Genomic DNA, 21661 nt, shown 5'->3' with positions numbered 1-21661 from the left:
TATCGTTGCGTGCTTCTTGAATAGAATGCTGAAAATGTGACATGTAATATAGTATGAATGCATATTATATGATTTGTTTTTATGTCGAAAGTCTATTAGAATAGGTAAAGTCAGGAAGGTTTTATGCCATTTTTGACCTACATATTGCATCATTGCATGTACGTACGTTTCATATCGTATTCATCGATCCAATCACAAGATGACACACACACATGGAGGAGATCAACATGAGTCACGCAGGAAAAGTAGCCATTATTACTGGAGCAGGAAGTGGATTGGGCCAAGCAGCAGCGCTAAAGCTGGCTGAGAAGGGCGCATCCATTGTCGTTGTGGATCTTGTCGAAGAGACAGGTCTTGAAACCGTTAAGCAGATTGAGAAGCTGGGAAGTAAAGCTATTTTTGTACAAGCAGATGTGAGTAAAGCACCTGAAGTTGAGAATTATGTGAAAAAAGCAGTCGAAGAGTTCGGACGAATCGACATGTTCTTTAATAATGCAGGGATTGCAGGTCCTGGGATCAAGCTGATTGAACATACGATTGAGCAGTTTGACCAGATTATTGATATTAACCTGAGAAGTGTATTCTACGGGTTGAAGTATGTAATTACTGAAATGCTCAAAACAGGTGGAGGTTCCATTCTAAATACAGCCTCCACAGCCGGTATTGTTGGTGTACCCGCGGTTGCACCTTACGCAGCAACCAAACATGGCGTGGTGGGTTTGACCCGCACAGCTGCAATTGAATATGGCAAGGACAACATTCGTGTAAATGCGATTGCTCCAGGTACAATTGAGACGCCGATGGTTGTTCAGTTTGGTAAAGACAACCCTGAAGTGTTCAAGGCAACCGTTGATAGCATTCCATCTGGACGCCTTGGCAGACCGGAAGAGATCGCTAACCTGGTTTCCTTCCTGCTTGGAGATGAAGCGCCGTATATCAATGGTGCAGTATATCCGATCGATGGTGCAGTTACGGCCCAATAAGAGTTCAGCTTATCGGCAATAAAATAGCTGTTAAAATGTTTAAAGAGAGGTCACTGTATGCGTACAGAGCCTCTCTTTTTAATTTCTCTTTTATACTACGCATAGTACTGCGAATCCATATCAGGCAACGTTGTGTGATGCATTGGTTTGTTTACTTTTCGTAGATGCTGAACGGTACGAACTTATGACGATGATAACGGCAATAACGACCCCGACAGCCCCAATCCAGGTGATGGATGACAATGAGACGCTGCTTACTGCGATGCCACCAATCCCTGCTCCGGCGGCCATAGCTAATTGCATGACCGAACTATTCAGACTAAGCATAATACCTGAGGATTCGGGAGCCATAGTCACGAGGTTATACTGCTGAGTTGGACCCGAGGACCACGCGGCAAAAGACCACAAAATCAGAACAAGCAAGACAGCGAGATGAGAGCTTGCCGTTATATTCAACAGAAGCAGACTCACGATATGCAACGTCATGCCTGTGATCAGTGTTCGTTTGACACCCCATCTGTCAGCGCTGAATCCTCCAACTTTTGAACCGATCAGACTTGCTATGCCAAATGCGAGTAAAGCTGAACTGAGTAGTGCTTCGCTCATTCTTGAAATGGATACAAGGTAAGGTGAAATATACGTGTAGGCAATGGAATACCCACCTAACCAGAAAAAGGTCACCAGCAGTGCCAGTACAATTCGTGGCTGTTTGAGCAAAGACAGTTGATTCTTCAGCGGAACAGGCGCTTCTGCTTTGGAAGGCGGAATGGCGGCCGCGATCACCAGCATGGCGAGAATGCCAAGAACGGCGATACCGGCAAAAACGAGCTTCCAATCCCAAGATGCAGCCACAAGCCTTCCGAGCGGAACGCCAACAATCAAAGAAGCCGTAAATCCAGTGATTACTGTGGCGATTGCACTAGCTTGTTTGCCCTCAGCCGCTATTTGGGAAGCAACCGTTAATGCCGTGACAACAACAACGCCCGCCCCTAAAGCCATCAACACGCGTGCTGCGACGAACAGTCCATAACCCGGCAACAGATAGGCAAGAACATTAGCCACAACGAATAGACCGAGGAAGTATAGCAACAGCTTGCGACGGTCCCAGCGCGAAGTCAGTGCAATAATGACAGGTGTACCTAGCGCATATACGAGTGAAAAAATCGTAATGAGCTGTCCGGCAGCGATTAAAGAGATATTCATGGTATCTGCAATGCGATCCAAAATGCCGGCAATGACATATTCGGACGTTCCTACAAGGAAGCTGACCAAGGCAAGAACATAGATTTTGAGCGTAGAAGAAGACATGGAAACATAACCTCTTTCTAATTGTAATTATTATATTTTTAGAAATATAGAAATAAAGACGATAGAACAAGAAATGAACTCTCTGAATGCACCCTATCTGCGCGAATGGTAATGTTACAACCTAGATAATGAATATTTGATATAAGCGTAAACTTAGGTGACCTAGTGCTACTAATAAATGTTAAGGTACTGTTTCAATATTTCTAATTATATAGAAATATAACTCAAATTTTTTATTTATTTAGCAGATAGGGAACAAACTTTTGTGCAGTCTCCGTGTTTAGGCTGTAGTAGATATACGTACCTTTCTTCTGCGATGTAAGCAGGCCACAATCGGATAGCTGTTTCAGGTGATGAGACAGAGTCGATAGGGCAACCGTAACAAGGCGGCTCTCCAGATCGGCGGGACACAGGTTGCTTTCGTTCGATAAAATCTGAATGATTTTGTAGCGTGTTTGCTCGCCCAGCGCTTTATGAATTTTGACGACTTGTTCAATCTCATTCGAGTTTGATTGCATCATGATCCGTCCTTTCGTCTTTATTTCTTATTTCTAGTAATATAGAAATAACAGTAGCATATGTCGTTAGAAAAGTAAACTCTCGGTGAAGATTCCACACTTTCTACTGCGTCTGTGTTAACAACCGAAAGTCTGGAGTAACTTCCCCGGAGAGTTATGTGAGTTGTATATTACCGATCTAGGGAATCAACATAGTCTTTGGCTTCCTTCAACGAAAGACCTCGGGCTTCACGCAGTCGTTTGATCGCCATAATTTTTTTCCCTTGTTGTATAAGTGTAAGCAGTTCCTGATCCAGATCCGATTGGGCTGGTTGGCTTGTGTGAGATGTTTCCTTCGGCGACAATGTGTAATTGAAGTCAGAGCGGGCGCTGACTGTTGAACCGTTCTCCAGACGCTCCACATCACTTTTCAATTCATTTAATTGGCGTTGCAGACTGGTGACTCTGACCAGTAACACAAGGATCAGAAGCAGCAGAACGATCCATACCAAGGTGTTCATTTCCATGATGTCATGTGCCTCGCTTTCATTTATTCATATTTAGCTATTATTTAAGTTGAACCGGGATTTCCTTGACACCACGAACAATCATGCCAGGTCTCCATTCCAGTTCATTCACATCTGCCTGAAGCTGTATATTTGGAAAACGATTCAGAAGTGTGCTGACTGCAATCTCACCTTCCAGACGAGCAAGCTGTGCTCCCAAGCAGAGATGAATGCCTTTGTCAAAAGCCAGATGCGAACTTTTTTCGCGGGTAATGTCGAAGATATCAGCATCCTTAAACTGCTGTTCGTCCCGGTTGGCGGAACCAAGCGCAACAATGACAAGTTCACCTTGAGCGATATGCTCTCCACGGAATTCAATATCTTCCAGAGCCCAGCGAGATGTGCTGAACTCCAAAGGCCCGTTATAACGAAGCATCTCTTCAATGGCATTGTGAATAAGCTCGGGCTGCTTGATGAGAAGTTCGCGTTGCTCTGGATGCTCCAGCAGGGCGAGAATCCCATTGCCGATGAGATTAACAGTTGTTTCATGACCGGCAATGATTAATAAGGAGACCACGCCAAGCAGTTCTTGTTCAGTTAAGTGCTGCCCGGATTCTTCTGCAATGACAAGCTGGCTGATCAGATCAGTGCCGGGATCTCGGCGAACTTTTGCAAACCAGGCCATAAGGTAATCCGTAAACTCCCTTGCATGCTGCTCAAACAGCTCGGCGCTCTCGGCTGTGGAAGCATCGATAACCGTATTGGACCACAAGCGGAATTTGTCACGATCCTCAAGAGGTACTCCCAGAATTTCACTAATGACAATGATAGGCAGCGGGAAGGCAAAGTCATCGATCAGATTCATTTTTTCCTGTGACGGGAGGTTGTCCAGCAGTTCATCAGCAATGTCCCGAATATGGCTTCGCATGTCTGCGACCAGTTTGGGTGTGAATGCTTTCTGCACAAGTCCCCGAAGACGTCTATGATCTGGCGGATCGGAGAACAACATATTATTCGAGAAGATGCTTTGATTGTCAGCGCCGTAACGTCGGACCATGTCTTTGCTGAATCGAGGATCTTTCAGAATCTGGACTGCATCCTCGTATCGGGTAATAATCCAGCCGAATTCCCCATGAGGAAACATGACTCTGAAAACGGGCTCATCTTTTCTTAACTTTTCATACACCGGGTAAGGGTTATGCGTGAATTCTTTCGTGAAAAACGCTGGCTTTGAGGACTCGTTGGGTTCATTCGGGTTCAAATGTAATATCTCCTCTCATATTCCTGCATAATACCTGCACCCTCTATATATTCAATACACAAGCTTTTGAAACCTTGTTTTTTCTTCATTTGGATGATAGAGCAGGAAAATAGAGTAAGATGGAAGAAGACATGGTAGAGAGAATCGATTATTATGCTTGGTAAAAATGAAAATGAGGTGAACGCTGACATGTCTTACGCACAACTTCCTTTGCATCACCACCAGATTCCGGCAAGTCGAATGGTTCTTGGCTGTATGCGGTTTGGGGGTGAATGGGATGGGCTCCCCATTACTTCAGATCTTGTCGTAGAAGGTCATCGAGCGGTAGAAGCAGCTATCGAAATCGGCATTAATCACTTTGATCTGGCGGATATTTACACACGTGGTAAGGCAGAGCATGTCTTGGGGCGAGTTTTATCCGAAACTCCCGGCTTGCGTGAGCAGATCATTATACAGTCGAAGTGTGGTATACGTCTTGTAGGTGATGATGAAGGACCGCAGCGTTATGACACCTCAGGTGTACATATCCTGGCGAGTGTGGACGGTATCCTAGAACGGCTCGGCATCGATTATCTGGATATTTTGCTGTTACATCGTCCTGATCCGCTCGCCCATCCGCAAGAGATTGGAGAAGCACTGGCTGAGCTGCATCATTCCGGTAAAGTGCGCCATTTTGGTGTGTCCAACATGGGTTCTGAACAGATTCGCCTCCTTCAGCTCCACAGTAATGTGCCTCTGATTGTGAACCAGCTGGAGATGAGTCTGGACAAAATCGGATTCGTAGAAGCTGGTGTTACGGTGAATCGATCCCAAGCTAGAGATAACGTGTTTCCCTATGGCACGATGGAATATTGTCAGGCAGAGCATATTCAACTGCAAGCTTGGGGTCCCCTTGCTCAGGGGCGTTTTACTGGCAGGGTAGTTGAGGGACAGCGTCCTGAAATTGAGCATACGGCTCAATTGGTTGATCGAATGGCTAAGGAGCGTGGAGTTACACCGGAGTCTATTGTACTGGCTTGGTTAATGAAGCATCCAGCAGGGATACAACCTGTCATTGGTTCGATTCGACCAGAACGTATTCTGGCCTGTCGTGATGCAATAAATATTGAGCTTACCCGTTATGAGTGGTACGAGCTGTATTCCGCTTCATGCGGGCGTAGAATGTAAGTAGGGAATTCTGAGAGAGTGGTTCGTTTCGATCAAAATTCATAGATATTGGGTGAAATTTGAACATATAAGAAGACACAAGCTGCTGATGGCCTGTGTCTTCTTTGTAATAATGGGCTTCATTTGGTTGAAACACATGATCGAAAGTGTAATGAATCCTAAGGTCATATGGCCTACAATGCGTTTTCATGGGTAATAAGCATGCTGATTCGGAGCCGAAAACAGTGTTTAGGCACGGTTGTAAGGATAATTCACCTTCATATTTGTGCTAGAGGCTATGTCCATGGACTTAGGAAGAGTGCTGATAAGAAGGACGTTTCAACCATTTTTATCGTTTTACCGGGTAGTTGTTCGAGGGCTGTGATAAAATGATAGGAATAAGAACATACGATCTGTTTACGTGAGAGGAGACACCTTGAAGATGGAGATGCTTAAACCACCCGCCGAGACATTATACGAGGTTGAATTACGTGCGCTGCGAGAGGAAGATCAGGGGAAACGTCCCCCGAACTGGCTGTTATCTCCCGCCTATGTGCGCGATTTTATTATAGGCAGGGATAAGCCTGCGTTATTAAATGGAGAAGAGATCACGATTACCCGCAAATTCTATGGCAATGACGTGTTAATTGAACGTGCCGTGGTTACTCTGGCAGGCAATCGAGGATTAATGCTCGTGGGAGAACCCGGGACAGCCAAGACCATGCTTAGCGAACTGCTGACCGCAGCGATCTCCGGTACCAGTCTAAACACGATTCAAGGTACAGCAGGCACGACGGAAGACATGATCAAGTACTCATGGAATTACGCCATGCTGCTTGATAAAGGCCCTTCGGAAGCTGCGCTTGTGCCATCACCGTTATATAACGGCATGAAGAAAGGAATTCTTACCCGTTTTGAAGAGATTACACGTTGTCCGGCTGAAGCGCAGGATAGTCTGATCAGTATTCTCAGTGACAAGGTCATGAGCATCCCGGAACTGGATGGCGGTGTGCTGTTTGCCCAACCGGGATTTAACGTCATTGCTACAGCCAATATTCGCGATAAAGGTGTTAACGAAATGAGTGGTGCATTGAAACGCCGGTTCAATTTCGAAACAATCAAGCCCATTCATAACGTAAAGATGGAAGCCAAAATTATTGAATCCCAGGCACGAAGCCTGTTATTACATAGTGGAATTGATATTGACATTAACCCGGATGTGGTTGAATTGCTGGCTACAACATTCATGGAACTGCGCACCGGCATGACACGGGAAGGCTACAAACTTGACACCCCTCAAGCATCCATGAGTACGGCGGAAGCGGTGTCTGTCTATGTCCAGAGTGCGATGACTTCCTATTATTACGAAGATAAGGCTATTGCGCTGGATCGGTTGGTGCAGAACATGCTGGGGACCATTGCAAAGGAAAACGACAAGGATCTGTCCATTCTCAAAACCTATTTCTCTAAGGTCGTAAAAGAGCGTTCCAGAGAAGAGGGAATGTGGAAGGACTATTATGAGGAGAGAAAATGGATCGGTTAACAGCGGTACTGGACCCTGATGTTGAGCAGTTACAATCCTTGTTCGAATCCCAGGTATATAACCTGAGTAATCATACGGTCTATTATCCTATTAGACACCATAGCCCTGCATGTTCGTATCACTTGTTACGATTAATTGAGGAGTACAAGCCAGATATCATTTTGATTGAAGGACCGGAGAGCGGTAATCCATTAATTTCGGTGCTGAGTGATGAGGCAACCTTACCTCCTGTCAGTCTGTACTATACCTATGAGAGTGAATTGGAGAGAGAAGCCTGCTATTATCCGATGCTTCGGTATTCACCTGAATATGTAGCTTTGAAAGAAGCAAAACGCCTGAACATTCCGGCGAAGTTTATTGATTTGGACTATCAACACTTCTCCACTCGTGCATCCAAATCCGGCCAGACAGAACAAAAGGAGATCTCCATTCAGGACGAAACCTTGCTTGCGGGCTCTGACTTCATTAACCGTTTGTGTCAAAAAACAAACTGCCGCAGTTTTGATGAATTGTGGGAAAAGGTGTTTGAGATCGGTGGCCTGGAGAAGTCTACTGAGGAATTCGTGCAGGATGTATTCACGTATTGTACCTTATCCCGAATGTGTTATTCCACGGAACGATTACAGTCTTCAGGTGATCTGGCAAGAGAAGCATATATGAAACAACATATTAATCAAGCGGTGCGGGAGCATGACCGTGTGCTTGTCATTACCGGTGGATTTCATACGTATGGACTGTTGATGTCAGAGAAACATGAATCGGAATTGGAACAGCCAGAAATGGATAAACGGCATACAGACCGACGTTTGGATGGACAAGGTAAACCAGGAACGTCTCAACAAAGTGCGGTTAATCCAGACACGGTTCACCAACAAATGTACCCGATGGTCTATACCTTTGCTGAAGCGGATCGGCTCAATGGATATGCGAGCGGCATGCCTTATGTAAATTATTACGATCAGATCTGGAACCAGCTGCTTCGCAAAAAGAGTACACCGTATAATCTAACGGCTCTGGACTTGTTATCCCGGCTGATGCGCCAATTAAGGGATGGTCACGAACATGTATCAACGAGTGATGCGATTGAGGCGTACAGCATGATTCAAGGTCTTGCCGGGCTTCGGGGTAAAAGGGAAGGCGGCGTCTATGAGTTGATGGATGCAGCACTCTCTTCCTTTGTGAAGGGGGAGCTTACCTTGGCGACCGATAAACCGCTGCAAGAGCTGCAGCAGTTATTGACTGGAGACGTCATTGGAAGCGTGGCTCCCAATTCATTCAGTATTCCCATCGTGGAGGACTTCAAGGCGCGTTGTACAGAGTACAAACTGCAGATTCGTACAACAGGTCAACACAAGAAAGTTCTGGATCTGTATGCGAAACCGGAGCATCGTCAGATAAGCCAATTGATTCAATGCATCACCTATCTGGTTCCGGAATTCGCGAAACGGCAATCGGGGCCGGACTGGATCGCAGAGCGTGACATGAATCTTGTTCGCGAAACCTGGGTTTATATGTACTCATCCCGTATTGAAGCCAGATTGATAGAGAACTCTCTCTATGGCGGAACGCTTGCTGGAGCGGCTACACGCAAAATGGAAGAACAGATGCAAGAAATACCGGATCATCATAGCGGTGAACTTGCCCGACTCATGCTTCAAGCGTTACTCATGGGGCTTCAGGACACTGCGATGAAACTCTATGAACAGGTGCGCTCGGCGCTGAGAACCGACGGGAATTTCCTATCCTTATGTAACAGCCTGCATGTCTTGAACCGAATTCATCAACACCGCAGGTTGCTGGGATTATCTGACGAGCAACATCTCCCTGACCTGGTATCCGAAGCTTATAGGAACGCCGTGGACAAGTTGTTACAGCTCTCCAGAGCCAACCCGGATGAACATGAAGCCATTATTCAGGGATTGAAGCTGCTAGCCATGCTCGCAGAGTCATCGGAGGGGTATTTTCAGGATGAGACATTCCGAATACAGCTGAATGAGCTTCTGTCGGATCACCAGCTTCCGGCTCAGCTGGAGGGTGTATGTGTGGCTATTTCCTCAGGGCTCGGTGACAGGCCCAGAGATGAGATTGTTGATCGTGCTCGTGGTTATATCCATGGTACACCGGATCAGACCCGTCAAACCGCACTTTTTTTACAGGGAGTATTCACTGTAGCACGTGACGCTTTTTTATATGAAGATCAGCTGTTGTCCGAGTTGAATTATCTGATTGAACAGCTTTCATACGACGACTTCATCAGTATGGTACCGGAATTGCGGTTGGCATTCACCTACTTTACACCAATGGAGACGGGCTTGATTGCCGAACGGGTGGCGAGTCTGCATCAGGTTGAGCCAGAGGAAATGTTGAGGCCTGCGGTTGATGAGCAGATGCTGACTCAGTCCAAAGCATGGGACGAAGCGCTTCGAAAGGAGTTTGCCGCATGGAAGCTAATATGAATGAAGCGAATCGGAGAACGGACGATATCAGAGAAATCAATGAAAGTTCCAATCCGGATGGAAGCAACCGAGGGGATCAACATTCTGCTGAAACCTTAAATCGATGGCGTCTGATTCTTGGTGAATCGTCCGAAGAAGGGTTGTGTAATACAGACCAATATACGTCGGCTGAATTTCAATATACGGAAATCGATGAGATTCTGGGGTATCTGTATAACCGTGAATACGGTGAAGAACAAGGTTACCGAAAAGAGGGAGGACGCGGTGCATCTAATCTGACTGTACCAAAATGGCTGCACAAAGTCAGGGACCTATTCCCCAAACCAACGGTAGAAATATTGGAGAAACAGGCGCTTGACCGCTATGGGCTGACAGAATTGTTAACAGACAAAAAGTTGCTTGAATCCCTTGAACCCAACATGAATCTGCTCAAGAACATTATGCAGTTCAAAGGACGGATGAAAGGTGAGGTGTTAAAGAGCGCCAAGGAGATCGTGCGAACCGTGGTTGAAGAGCTACGCAGCAAGCTGGAGTCTCAGACCCGAGCGAGTATCATGGGCAAGCGCAGTCGCTATACCTCGAGTTCAGTTCGATCCTTGCGCAATCTGAATTTCAAGCGAACTATCACCAAGAATTTGAAGAATTACGATAAAAACAAGCGCAGGTTTGTGATTGATCGTCTGTATTTCGACGGGAATATACAGCCCCATAACAAGTGGAACATCATCATTGGTGTAGACGAAAGTGGCAGTATGCTGGATTCAGTCATCTACAGTTCGGTGATGGCCAGCATCTTCTATCGCTTGAATGCGTTGCGCACGAAATTATTCATATTTGATACGCAGGTTGTTGATCTGAGCGACAGACTGGAAGACCCCGTAGACGTGCTCATGAATGTACAGCTCGGTGGGGGGACACATATTACCAAAGCGTTGCGATATGGCGAGACGTTAATCGATAATCCAGGCAAAACCATCTTTATTCTGGTCAGTGATCTGGAGGAAGGGTACCCGATCGCGCAGATGTACAAAGCCTGTAAAGATATCATCGATGCAGGATGCAAATTGCTGGTTCTCACCGCGCTCGATTTTAACGGGGATTCAGTCTATAACAAACATGCCGCACAGACATTAACCAATATGGGGGCACATGTAGCAGCAATTACGCCTAACGAACTCGCGGATTGGATTGGCGAGATCATCACTTAAATTCAAGGAGGAATGTGTAATGCTTACCGCAGACCGCGCAGTTGAAACTTTGGTGGAGAAATTCGCAGTAACCTGTTCAAACGAGTATTCATTAAAAACAGATCGAAGCTCCGAAATTATTGATTATGTCTTAGGAACGACAGACAAGTTTCCGGATATGATGGGAAATTCGAGTCATTATGTGTATCAAACGATTGATCTGCTCATGAAGCTCGCTAAAAAAGACGATGGAGATATCTTTTACCGTGCCGGGGCTATTGTGATATATCTGGAATCCAATTATTCCAAAAGAAATTCATGGAGAACGGATGCCTTTACTGTCTGTATGGGAAATGACTCCGAAGCCTACGGATTAAGCGGGAAGAGCAAAAGCGCTGATCGCATGGATGGATTGTTGTCCCGGTTGGAGAAGATCAAACAGTTTGCAGGCGAGAACGAAATTTTGACTGAATTAAAGAGTAAATTAAAGCGTGCCCAGTGGCTTTTTGATTCCAAAAAAGCGGACAGTCAAGGGGATTACCGGGATGTAATTAATGCATTAATGCTGCTGCAACTATATTCAAGAGTAAGTGACACGGCTTCTCATCTTGCAGAGGTTCAATCTTCTACTCAATCGTTACCAGTGTTGTTTCAACATGTAATGGCTAATGATGCAGATAAGTTGCGGGACGAGCTACATACGTTGATTGAACCTGTAGTGGTCAGTAATATTCAAGGAAAACATAACGGATCTTCCCAAGAATTGAAGGATGAATTCCTCAAGGAGAAGCGTAGTCAACTCATAGCTGAACTGTATCCCAATACGTCTTTCTCTTCAAAAGAGCAATGTTCAAACACAGTATTCCATCAAACGATGGTACTTGTGAGTGGTGCCTTGTTGTACCTGATTAACATTAGTGGAGGTAAACAACGGTTTCTTGATACGAATAGTGAGATTGGACATGTTTTGCTTCATTCAATAAATCAATTACATGAGATTTATCCACTTGAAGTTCGCCGTTACTTGTTGAGTATGGACCCTAGAGCAAAGAGTCCAAATGATCTGCTTGCTGGACTTGTGCCTCTGGATGAGCCTTATCAGTTGGTTGAAATGTTGCGGGACGAGCTTAATTCGTACACGGTATCTTGGAACATGTTACAATCCGCGATCGCGAATCGTCCTGAACAAGCGATTCGAGCATACGAGATTATAAAACCGCCATTCCTGAAACTCTGCATTCAGAAATTCATGGAGGATCAAGGATTGACACTGCCTAATGCGGAGGGGTCACTGGAGGAAGCGGTATTTAACGCTCTTCGGCATCCTTTGGACGGGGGACGTCAAGGTCTTGCGATTGCAAGATACTTAAGTGGGGAAAACACCCTTGAGGAATATTGGGAGGACCCGAATAGCCGCGGGTTGTTTAATCAACTGAATCGGGATAAGAAGCGTGTTCACAACCTCATTAGTATTAGTTTTCTGCCCTTGGACTCGGAGGCGATGCGCAGGTTCGCAATTCTGACCACTCATCCTGATTGGACACTGGATATTATCTCGGACATGTACAATTCATACGCGTTTAGTGGAGAGCAGCTGCTTCAACGTTATGGGCAAGATCCTGAGGTGCAACGTGAGAAATTGCTAACCAGCCTGATCTCACTCAATGGCATGACCGACTATAGATACAAATCCATGCCGCACGACGAATACCGACGAATCATTCAGCAGAATCTGGACTATGCACTGACACAGTACAAGAAACTGCCAACAGATACGCGCATTTTAATTCTGGAGATAACCTTTGAACAGCGTGATGAGTTATCGAAGAAAATATTGGCTGAAGCGATTCGTGCCGGATTGCAGGATTCGTCCAAGAAGGCCAACGGCGTGGCGTTAGCGGAATTCAATCGAATTCCTGATCAGGACTTGTATACGCTCGTATACCTCTCGGAGAAAAAAGTGGGAATCAAAGAGATGGCTCTGACCGCAATCCGCAGTCTGGAAAACAGCAAGGAGCTGTATGGTGAGCTTTTGAAGAAAGAGAAGTCCGATGAGTGGAAGAGCTTGATCCAAATTCTGCTGGATACCGCAGATCTAAGTCCAGAGTATGCCCATGCTGCACTCGCTGATCAGGCGGATGCCAAAAAGTTGTCGAGACTGAGCTGGTTGTCCTTGAAAGATCTCCCTTCACTGATACGTATTGAAGACAATCAGCCTTTAGATGACCGGATTAAACAGTATGCTTTGGTCCAATCATTGGATCATACATCCGGTCCTAATGAACGGTTGAATGAATTACGAGATTACGTAAGTGAGGTATCTCTCGCTCGTTTTGCAAGTGAAATGCTTCAGGTCTGGATTCAGGAAGGTGCTCCTGCAAAAGAGAAATGGGTGATGTATGTATCAGCACTCTTTGGCGATATTCAGATTGTAAATATTTTAGCTCCGCAAATTAAGGAATGGACAGAAAATAGTCGTGGCGCGATTGCAGCAGATGCTGTAAAAGTGCTCGCTTATCTGAAAGATCCATCCGCTCTAATGGCGATTGATAAAATCAAACGTGGTGTGAAGAACCGTCAGGTGAAAGGTGCAGCAGAAGAAGCATTGCAACTTGCAGCCGATAATATGGGACTTACCTCGGAACAACTGGAGGATCGGTTAGTCACCACGCTTGGTTTTGATGAAAAAGGAACCATGCAGCTGAGTTACGGAGAGCGTTCCTTCCTGGTTAAGGTCAATGGAGACTTACAAGTCGTTGTCTTAAATGAAGAAACGGGCAAAGCCGTGAAGAGTCTGCCTGCTCCTGCACAGAAAGATGATCCTGAATTGGCAGCCCAGTCCAAGGCACGTTTCACACAGCTGAAAAAAGATCTCAAATCCATGGTTAACATTCAGGCGCAGCGTCTGGAAGAGTCATTGTCCAAGCAACGTCTGTGGTCTGCCGATGAGTGGAAAGCACTGTTTGTACAAAATGTAATCATGCAAAAATTCGCTGTTGGTCTGATCTGGGGAACGTATGAGGATGGCGCTCTGATCAGCACGTTCCGTTATATGGAGGACGGCACCTTCAATTCCGTGGATGAAGACGAGGTTGATCTGCCTTCAGGTGCACAAGTGGGACTTATACACCCGCTGGAACTGGATCAGGCGACGCTTGAAGGTTGGACAACGCAGTTGGAGGATTACGAGATCAAGCAGCCGTTTGAACAACTGAATCGTGAAATCCATCAGCCTGAAGATGAGGACAAGGCGAAGAATGAATACGATCGTCTGCCCGAGTCTGATTTCTCACCAACGTCTTTCCCCAAAGCACTGGAGAAATACGGCTGGATCAAAGGGCCGGCACAGGACGGCGGCTGGTATCATGAATTTTATAAAGAGTACGGAGATCTTGTTGCGGAATTACAATTCAGTGGTACGAGTATTACGTATTACGAGGGATTGGATGACATTACCCTGGATTCCCTACATTTCTTCAAACCAAATAACAAGCAATATTATTACTATGGTGACAACAAACCCATTGCTCTAGGCAACGTTCCAGGTCGAGTATTCAGTGAAACGATCTACGACATTCTGAGAGCAACGGGGCGTTGATGACGTGAGTGGATTCAAGGAGAAATTCCGGATTTTTTCGAAGCTGTGTACGGAGGATTATTTGATTCGGTATGCCAACAAGGGGTTGTACAAAAGGTCTTTGAAAGAGTTGGACAATGGTGTAAGTGTAACGTACACATGGAATGAATCATCTGTGAGTTGCCAGTTAAGTGACGGGACACACTGTACGCTTGAAGATACACTGGATCATTGGGAATGCTCCTGCCCGGCCGATCATATCTGCAAGCATGTGCTGATTGCAATTCTGTATGATCAACGGGAATATACGGCAGAGGATTCAATGAATGCAGACGAGAAGCATGCGCTGGATAAGTACTCAGGGATATCGGATAATGATCCGTTGGACGTACCCAAAGACGTATCAGTAAAAGAATCAGTATCAAACTTAGTATTAAACGTGGACGATCCAAGCGAAGATCCACATTCAGTGTCTCTTGAGATCGAGTCTCGCTTCCGCTGGATGACGGAGTCTGATCTTACCGTGTTAATTAAATCGTATAGTTCTTCCATGATTGAGGAAGTTGTTTTCCGACTGAGATACCCAGAGGAAATTAAGATCATTGAAGATTCACTTCTTACGGTTCATCTGACCACCCAGAATATCGAGGTGTCTTTTACCGAGGAGGCGAGCCTTGCAAAAGCACTATGTAAGGTGCAGCAGACAGCTGGGAAAATGGCCAAGCTTGAAGCTTTGCTACGATATCGGAACCTAAAAGGCCTGCATGACACGGATGCATTAAGTGGAAGGGTGTACGAAGCCAAGTTCTCTCTGCAGACGGTGCAGGAATGTCGCATTATGCTGGCAGGATTGTTGAAGACAGGACTGGCCCGTATTCCTCAGTCCTATATGGCACAACTGGAGACCTTGGCAATCGCTGCTCATAGTGGCAACCTGCCTGACATAGAACGCAGTTTGCGAGGGATTCAAGGGGAACTACAGTTGTTTTTCAACAGACATATACGTTTCTCCATGCAATCCATGTTGGATCGGGTAAGCAAGCTGTATCTTGCACTCCAGGTTCTTGAAGAAGAAAAGGTATCTGTCATTCAGCAGAGTCAGCTCATTGGCAGTTTTCGAAGTAAATACTTTACGGTGCCTTCACTTCACCTGTATGGACTGGGAGCTGATGCGTGGGAGACACGATCCGGTTTCCGTGGAATCACCTATTATTTCTATTGCTTCGATGATGAGGAAATCTACACCTATAGCGATGTACGTGCTGTATATTATGGTGATCAGCAGTTCTCATATACAGAGCATTACGGTGCATTCACACCATGGCTGCCTAATCTGACCTTTCGCCAGTTCGTGGGTGAAGAAGTTCAATTCCATTCCGTTAAAGTGAATGAAGAACGCCGGATCTCTTCCGGCGAAGGTGCCAAGCTTGCGATTTTGCCACGAACGGGTGTGAAAACGTTGAATCTGGGCAAAACCATGCAAGACGTAACGTCTGTACTTCAAGAGGAATCGCGAACATTCGACTTGTTTGCTGCTCCCAAAGAACGATTGGCTGTGATCAAAGTTGCTCGAATCGTGGACCATAACTTTGTCAAACAAACGCAGGATCTTGTCCTGACGGTTGAGGGTGCCGAAGGAGAACGTTTGGCACTTACTCTCCCGTATTCAACTGATTGGCAAACGATGATCCAAAGACTGGAGTCAGGATATGGTTCCCAATCACTTGAACACTTCTATGCCTTTGTGCGTGTGGAACCAAAACGGATTAGCCCAATCAGTTTCCTGAAGGGTCAAACGGTGCTCAGTCTGAAACTGGATATCGGTAATGGAAGGATGGGCAGACTTGGAAGAATATAATCAGTTTATGCAGAGAATTAACGGCTGGTCAGAAGAGTTGCTCCTGCGTGGGTTATCTCAGTTTACGACCCGGGATATTGAGGTACTTGAGCAGCTCACAGCGGAATCCTTGCGGTTGCAGATGAGTTTCCTGCATGAGTTGTTGAATCACCTCATCAAAGAAGGGCGTAGCGTGGCTCTTGGACAAGGTAATGAAGAGTTGCTGTTATTTCAGTATTGTCGTCTCACCCAATATGTACAGCTCAGTGTGCAAGAAGAGGCGTGATATTGGTTATTAATCGAAGCGAAGGCCCATGAGAGCGATATGATGTAGTAAATAAGATGGTAGTATAGAATATAAGAAGATTTGCAGAAGGCCATAAGGTCACTGCAAATCTTTTTTTATCGTGGAGTAAGTAAATGTCATCTACCAAACGAATATAGGTAGGGAGCACGGATCAACACGAGCATTCGTGATTCAGATGAGTATGGAAGGGAGGGATACATAATCGTGGAAGAAGAACAGATACGGAAGGCAGTAGCGAATCGTGATCCTGAGGCCATGGAATGGGTGATGAATCACTACGCAGGCTTGTTATGGAAGATTGCTTATTCCATCCTACATCATGCATCGACAGAAGAGATTGAAGAATGCGTAGCAGATACATTTTTTGCTTTTTGGCAAAATCCGGATGCGTTCCAATCTGGGCGAAGTAGCCTGAAAAATTACCTTGCAACAATCACAAAACATAAAGCGATTGATCGCTACCGGAAACTCAATCGAAGAACTGAACTTACATATGAAGAGGAGATTCATTCGGTGCAAACGGAGGATTTGTTGGTTCAGGTGATCAGTAAAGAGATGTATACGGAACTTAATCAAATGATTGAATCTTTTCCAGAACCGGAACGGGAGATTATGAAACGTCGGTTTTACGAAGGACAGAGACCACATGAGATATCAGAAGCATTGTCCCTACACGTTAGGCAAGTCCATAACAAGCTTTATCGCTCCAGGCAACGATTGAGGACATGGTGGATGAACAGGAAATAAAGGAGGCGATCAAATGCGAAAATCCGAGAAAGAATTCACTGAGCAGAACCTCTTTAATATTAAAAAGTTGTTCTATGATAAATTGGCGCTGAATGAACCACCAACCGTTACGAGATCAGATTCATCATTTTATCCACCTGTATTATATCCATCCGCACAGACCAAGAAGTCCATGAATAAAAGAAAAAGGTATCGCAAAGCCATCTATATTCCTGTAACCGCTGCGTTATCGTTATGTCTGGTTACAGGGGCAGCTGCATCAGTTGGGATCATTGATCTGTCTACTGTTCTTCATTTTATAGGTGCAGATCGGATTGGCATTCTTCAGCCTGTTCACCAGGTGAGTGAAGATCAAGGGATTCGAATGGAGGTTATAGGTGCTGTCAGGGACGGAGATACAACGGAAATCTATGTTTCATTATCCGATCTGACGGGTCATCGCATTGACGATACAATGGATGTATATGATTACAGGGTAACCGGTGGTAATGCAAACAACGCTCAGATTATTCATTATGATGATGCTAACAAAACGGCTATTGTCCGATTCCTTATTCAAGGAAAAGTCAGCAAAAATCGAATTACAGTTCAGATTAATACGCTGATGTCGGGTACAACCCTTCAAGATGGTTACAACGTACAGGTGGACTGGGAGAAGTTGTTACAAGAAAAAAAAATCAATAGCTATGATATTCTGGATCAAGATCGTATAAGTGGCTTGGGAGGTAAAACCGATATTCAATTGGATACTGATCCAATTCCGGTATTGCATCAGGATGTAACGAATATCCCTGTTGAGGGTATTGAATGGATGCATATTTCCAATATGGGTTTTGTGGATGGCAAGTTACACATTCAGATTAATCCGGATAATGAGATTGGCGAGTATAATCATGGATACTTCTACTTCACCGATGAGCAAGGTCGAAAGCGCGATATACCTGAATATTCCGTTAGCTATGGACATTATATGAAAGATGGGGTCGGGTATGGAGGAGATTATGAGGAGTTTGTGTATGATCTGTCTGCTGTTGACGATTTAGATAAGCTGAGACTTCAAGGCAGTTTTACGAGTATTAGTGAAGTTGTAAAGGGAAATTGGAAAACGACCTTTTACTTGAGTGAAAATGGTTTGAGCAAAACAGGAAACGTTCAGCTTGATGCAAATGGAGCCTCACGGGCAAATGTAACCCTTTCCGCAGTTGGCGTCACGCTTACAGGTGAGGCACTGAGCAAGATTCGGGTGGAGGACTTGGGTATTGAAGTTCACCTGAAGGATGGTACAAAGTTGTCTGGCGCATCCGGTTTCCTCCAGCTGGATCAGGATCTCATTAAGTGGATATCCCCTAAGACCATTCCGGTGAATGATGTGAGCTACCTGCTAATCAATGGAGAGAAAGTAACTTTGCAAGATAGATAATATAAAAAGTGAATCAAAGAATCGGGGGATAAGTGCAATCAGAAGGTTGTTCTGTCATCGTAGTGGTAAGTGTGAATATTCTTTAGTTCAACTTATATAAAATGAATTACATGTCATATCCCGATTTATGACGCATACCATTAGGCGAATGCGGTCATAAGGGAGGAAACTGATATGTCCATGAGCGAACCGCTGTTAACACAAATTGTGAATCAACATATTCCGGCTGGTGCAACGGTCGTCACTATTGATAAACCTGTTCAACATCCAGCGATCTACGCGGCAGATCTTACCGGTGACGGTATGCCGGAGATTGCTGCAGTCTATCAGTTGAACGGTGAGCTGTATTTGCTCATTCTGAAATTTGTTCAAGGACACTGGATCAAGATGGCACTAATTAAGGGATTGGGGTATGGGGTGACTTTAATGACTGCAGCCCCTGTAACTTCAACGGCAAGGAACAATCTCATTATCGGTTGGCGGATTGGTTCTATTTGGTCTAAGCTTGCCGTATATGAGTGGACGGAATCAGGGCTCAAAGATTTGGCGCCTGACGATCTATACTATAGCTATGCAGAGATTATAGATATGCCTGGTCCGCATGGTCGAGATGGGAAAGTGGAGATTGCACTCTGGATACATGACACAGGTGAAGCCTATCGTGTGGAGATTATCCGATGGCAGAATGGGAAATGGGTTCCTGCACCGGACGTATATGCAACCTATTATCCAAAAGTGGTGCAATATTACGAGCAACTAACCCAGCAATATCCTGATTATATCTTTTACTGGTATTACCTTGCGGATGCTCAGTACCATGCGGGCCAGTATCCGGCAGCACTTGCTTCCGTTCAGAAGGCACTCAGTTTCCCGGAAGCTTATCCTTCCAGAGAGGTACTACAGGAGCTGGAAAAGAAAATAAAGCAGGCGATGGTCCCTATAAGTCATGCCCGGGTAACGACATGGTTATATCCAATCTCCGTTCGAACCACGAGTGGGACGCGTTGGGGGTATATGGATGCACAAGGCCACATTCGGCTTGAGCCGGTACTGGATGACGCGCAAGAGTTTCAGCCCAATGGATTGGCTGTGGTTGTGAAGGATGGTCGAGCCGGCGTTATTAATCTTCAGGGGCAGTATGTTGTTCAACCTGTATACGATTCCATCAATTCCTTTTCCGAAGAACGGGCGATAACCATTGATTCTCAAGGATTTAAGATGATTAATGAACAAGGTACAGTCCTGACCAAACGGGCATACCCGTATATCTCGAATATGAAGGATGGCCGAGCGTTGTTTTACGATTCTAATCCTGGTCAGGCAGATGGATCGGTGAGTCGGTATGGTTATTTGGATGCGTCGGGCAATGAGGTGATACCTGCACAGTTCGCTTCGGCGAATGATTTTCAAGATGGCAAAGCGGTTGTGCAGATTAAGGACAATGAGTATGCACTCATTAATCGCAATGGACATCGGCTCGCGACGTATCCATTTGCCTATGTGGGACCATTAGGGGATGGATTACTCGCTTTTCAAAAAGAGGCCTCGGGCAAATATGGGTACATCGACGAACGGGGTAATATTCGCATTCAGCCCAAATTTTCATCGGCATTTCCTTTCAGCGGCGGGCAAGCGATTGTTAATACAGCAGAGGACTACAAATCGAACTATGGTGTCATTAATACGGAGGGATCGTTTATCATTCAACCCGCGTATAATGACATCCGCGAACTAGGCGAGCATCGTTATGCGCTGGGGCAAGCAATTAATCCGGAGCAGCCGTATATTGGCTCTGTATACGCGATTGCAGATACCAGTGGCAGAAGACTTACGGAGTTCCTATATCGCGAAGTAGGCAATTACAAAAACGGCCTGGCTTCTGCATCGGACGGAAGACAAACCTATCTGCTGGATCTGAGTGGAAGACCTGCCGCTGGATATCCGCATGTAGAAGGTTCGGGTACGTTGGAGGTCGTGGCACCAGATCTGATTAAGGCCTATGTAGACCAGCGCTTATCGTATGTGAATCGGGCCGGACAGATCATCTGGCGGCAAAATACAATCGTTCCACTTCATCCGCCGTACCGTGTACGCGAAGTGAAGTACAAACCAAACAGGGACTATCTCGTATATTATCCGCAGGTGGAGGGATTGACGAACCAAGCGGAGCAGCTTGCACTGAATGCCAAGTTGAAGCAACTCTCCCAGGTTAAACCGATTCCTGCTGATCAACAGCTGGATTACACGTATACAGGGGATTTTGATATTACGTTCTATCAGCAGCAATTGCTGCAACTGCAACTCACAGGTTATAACTACCCGGCAGGTGCAGCGCATGGTATGCCTACGATGATCTATGCGATCATTAATCTGACGAATGGTCAGTTGTATGAGCTGAAGGATTTATTTAAACCGGATAGTGACTACGTAAAAGTGTTAAGCCAGATTGTGGGGGATCAGATCAAAAATGATCCTCAATACTCGTATGTGTTTCCGGACACCTATACGGGGATTAGTGCGGATCAGCCGTTTTATGTCACAGCGGATGCTCTGCATCTCTACTTCAATCCATATGACATCGCGCCCTATGCGGCAGGGTTTCCAACGTTTACAATTCCGTTTGTTCAGATCAAGGATATCATTAATACAGAAGGTTCGTTCTGGAGAGCTTTTCATGAGTGAGTGTCTTCTTACAATCCAACAGATTCAGAGTATGAGGCCATATGTCCAATATGGCTTCTCTTTTTATTTAATAAGCTGGAACAACAGACAACGACTAAGCAGCTTGTGGCAGGATGACAGGATCAAGTTTATCTTCTACATGCGAGAGTATCTCCAGAGAATTAGATTCACTTATAATCCGTATTGAGGTATTTTTGCTCCGGA

At 45.4% G+C, this 21661-nt stretch carries 15 protein-coding genes; 11 read left to right on the top strand and 4 right to left on the bottom strand.

The genetic code is table 11. From position 1 onward, the window contains the following. Positions 1 to 227 precede the first annotated feature (227 nt). The gene (locus tag QNO02_RS16755; protein ID WP_062834752.1) at positions 228 to 983 is read left to right on the top strand and encodes an SDR family NAD(P)-dependent oxidoreductase; all 756 of its coding nucleotides are present in this window, start codon (positions 228 to 230) and stop codon (positions 981 to 983) included. Positions 984 to 1103: 120 nt separating this feature from the next. Here QNO02_RS16755 and QNO02_RS16750 read toward each other — a convergent pair whose 3' ends face one another. The 4 genes from QNO02_RS16750 to QNO02_RS16735 all read right to left on the bottom strand — a co-directional run bounded on the left by QNO02_RS16750 (position 1104) and on the right by QNO02_RS16735 (position 4555). Then, positions 1104 to 2291 (bottom strand): MFS transporter, encoded by a 1188-nt coding sequence (locus QNO02_RS16750; RefSeq protein ID WP_289389404.1) that lies wholly within the window; start codon positions 2289 to 2291, stop codon positions 1104 to 1106. A gap of 233 nt (positions 2292 to 2524) precedes the next feature. Continuing rightward, entirely contained in the window at positions 2525 to 2809 is a 285-nt protein-coding gene (locus QNO02_RS16745; RefSeq protein ID WP_502921888.1) for an ArsR/SmtB family transcription factor, read from the bottom strand. 170 nt (positions 2810 to 2979) lie between these two features. Continuing rightward, complete coding sequence (locus QNO02_RS16740) at positions 2980 to 3315, bottom strand: ribosomal protein L7/L12 (protein ID WP_289389402.1); 336 nt, start codon at positions 3313 to 3315, stop codon at positions 2980 to 2982. A gap of 40 nt (positions 3316 to 3355) precedes the next feature. Next, positions 3356 to 4555 (bottom strand): cytochrome P450 family protein, encoded by a 1200-nt coding sequence (locus tag QNO02_RS16735; protein WP_289389401.1) that lies wholly within the window; start codon positions 4553 to 4555, stop codon positions 3356 to 3358. Positions 4556 to 4744: 189 nt separating this feature from the next. Between QNO02_RS16735 and QNO02_RS16730 the strand changes: the two genes are divergently transcribed. The 10 genes from QNO02_RS16730 (at position 4745) to QNO02_RS16685 (ending at position 21457) form a co-directional block, all read left to right on the top strand. Next, complete coding sequence (locus tag QNO02_RS16730) at positions 4745 to 5722, top strand: aldo/keto reductase (protein WP_289389400.1); 978 nt, start codon at positions 4745 to 4747, stop codon at positions 5720 to 5722. A 421-nt stretch (positions 5723 to 6143) separates the two neighbouring features. Then, positions 6144 to 7244, top strand: a complete 1101-nt coding sequence (locus QNO02_RS16725) for an ATP-binding protein (RefSeq protein WP_074095349.1) — start codon at positions 6144 to 6146, stop codon at positions 7242 to 7244. Continuing rightward, positions 7232 to 9700 (top strand): DUF5682 family protein, encoded by a 2469-nt coding sequence (locus tag QNO02_RS16720; RefSeq protein ID WP_289389399.1) that lies wholly within the window; start codon positions 7232 to 7234, stop codon positions 9698 to 9700. Before QNO02_RS16725 ends, QNO02_RS16720 begins: the two co-directional genes overlap by 13 nt. Next, positions 9685 to 10908, top strand: a complete 1224-nt coding sequence (locus tag QNO02_RS16715; protein WP_289389398.1) for a VWA domain-containing protein — start codon at positions 9685 to 9687, stop codon at positions 10906 to 10908. Before QNO02_RS16720 ends, QNO02_RS16715 begins: the two co-directional genes overlap by 16 nt. 19 nt (positions 10909 to 10927) lie before the next feature. Beyond that, positions 10928 to 14485, top strand: a complete 3558-nt coding sequence (locus tag QNO02_RS16710; protein WP_289389397.1) for a DUF4132 domain-containing protein — start codon at positions 10928 to 10930, stop codon at positions 14483 to 14485. Between the two features lie 4 nt (positions 14486 to 14489). Beyond that, positions 14490 to 16322, top strand: coding sequence for a hypothetical protein (locus QNO02_RS16705; RefSeq protein WP_289389396.1), 1833 nt, complete (start codon positions 14490 to 14492; stop codon positions 16320 to 16322). Continuing rightward, complete coding sequence (locus QNO02_RS16700; protein ID WP_289389395.1) at positions 16309 to 16587, top strand: hypothetical protein; 279 nt, start codon at positions 16309 to 16311, stop codon at positions 16585 to 16587. The genes QNO02_RS16705 and QNO02_RS16700 overlap by 14 nt, the downstream gene beginning before the upstream one ends. Before the next feature lie 225 nt (positions 16588 to 16812). Continuing rightward, positions 16813 to 17355: a sigma-70 family RNA polymerase sigma factor gene (locus QNO02_RS16695; RefSeq protein WP_091029680.1), complete on the top strand. Its 543-nt coding sequence runs from the start codon at positions 16813 to 16815 to the stop codon at positions 17353 to 17355. Positions 17356 to 17368: 13 nt separating this feature from the next. Then, the gene (locus QNO02_RS16690; RefSeq protein ID WP_289389394.1) at positions 17369 to 18775 is read left to right on the top strand and encodes a hypothetical protein; all 1407 of its coding nucleotides are present in this window, start codon (positions 17369 to 17371) and stop codon (positions 18773 to 18775) included. 174 nt (positions 18776 to 18949) lie between these two features. Continuing rightward, positions 18950 to 21457 (top strand): WG repeat-containing protein, encoded by a 2508-nt coding sequence (locus tag QNO02_RS16685; protein ID WP_289389393.1) that lies wholly within the window; start codon positions 18950 to 18952, stop codon positions 21455 to 21457. Positions 21458 to 21661: the final 204 nt, after the last annotated feature.

Source organism: Paenibacillus sp. PK1-4R (assembly GCF_030369595.1).
Taxonomy (GTDB): Bacteria; Bacillota; Bacilli; order Paenibacillales; family Paenibacillaceae; genus Paenibacillus.
This window is presented reverse-complemented; position numbering and strand designations above follow the sequence as displayed.

What these genes read in the sequence shown, in the direction of transcription:
- QNO02_RS16755 (WP_062834752.1), top strand. Translation starts at nt 228, where the DNA reads ATGAGTCACGCAGGAAAAGTAGCCATTATTACTGGAGCAGGAAGTGGA.
- QNO02_RS16750 (WP_289389404.1), bottom strand. Translation starts at nt 2,291, where the DNA reads ATGTCTTCTTCTACGCTCAAAATCTATGTTCTTGCCTTGGTCAGCTTC.
- QNO02_RS16745 (WP_502921888.1), bottom strand. Translation starts at nt 2,809, where the DNA reads ATGCAATCAAACTCGAATGAGATTGAACAAGTCGTCAAAATTCATAAA.
- QNO02_RS16740 (WP_289389402.1), bottom strand. Translation starts at nt 3,315, where the DNA reads ATGGAAATGAACACCTTGGTATGGATCGTTCTGCTGCTTCTGATCCTT.
- QNO02_RS16730 (WP_289389400.1), top strand. Translation starts at nt 4,745, where the DNA reads ATGTCTTACGCACAACTTCCTTTGCATCACCACCAGATTCCGGCAAGT.
- QNO02_RS16725 (WP_074095349.1), top strand. Translation starts at nt 6,144, where the DNA reads ATGGAGATGCTTAAACCACCCGCCGAGACATTATACGAGGTTGAATTA.
- QNO02_RS16720 (WP_289389399.1), top strand. Translation starts at nt 7,232, where the DNA reads ATGGATCGGTTAACAGCGGTACTGGACCCTGATGTTGAGCAGTTACAA.
- QNO02_RS16715 (WP_289389398.1), top strand. Translation starts at nt 9,685, where the DNA reads ATGGAAGCTAATATGAATGAAGCGAATCGGAGAACGGACGATATCAGA.
- QNO02_RS16710 (WP_289389397.1), top strand. Translation starts at nt 10,928, where the DNA reads ATGCTTACCGCAGACCGCGCAGTTGAAACTTTGGTGGAGAAATTCGCA.
- QNO02_RS16690 (WP_289389394.1), top strand. Translation starts at nt 17,369, where the DNA reads ATGCGAAAATCCGAGAAAGAATTCACTGAGCAGAACCTCTTTAATATT.
- QNO02_RS16685 (WP_289389393.1), top strand. Translation starts at nt 18,950, where the DNA reads ATGTCCATGAGCGAACCGCTGTTAACACAAATTGTGAATCAACATATT.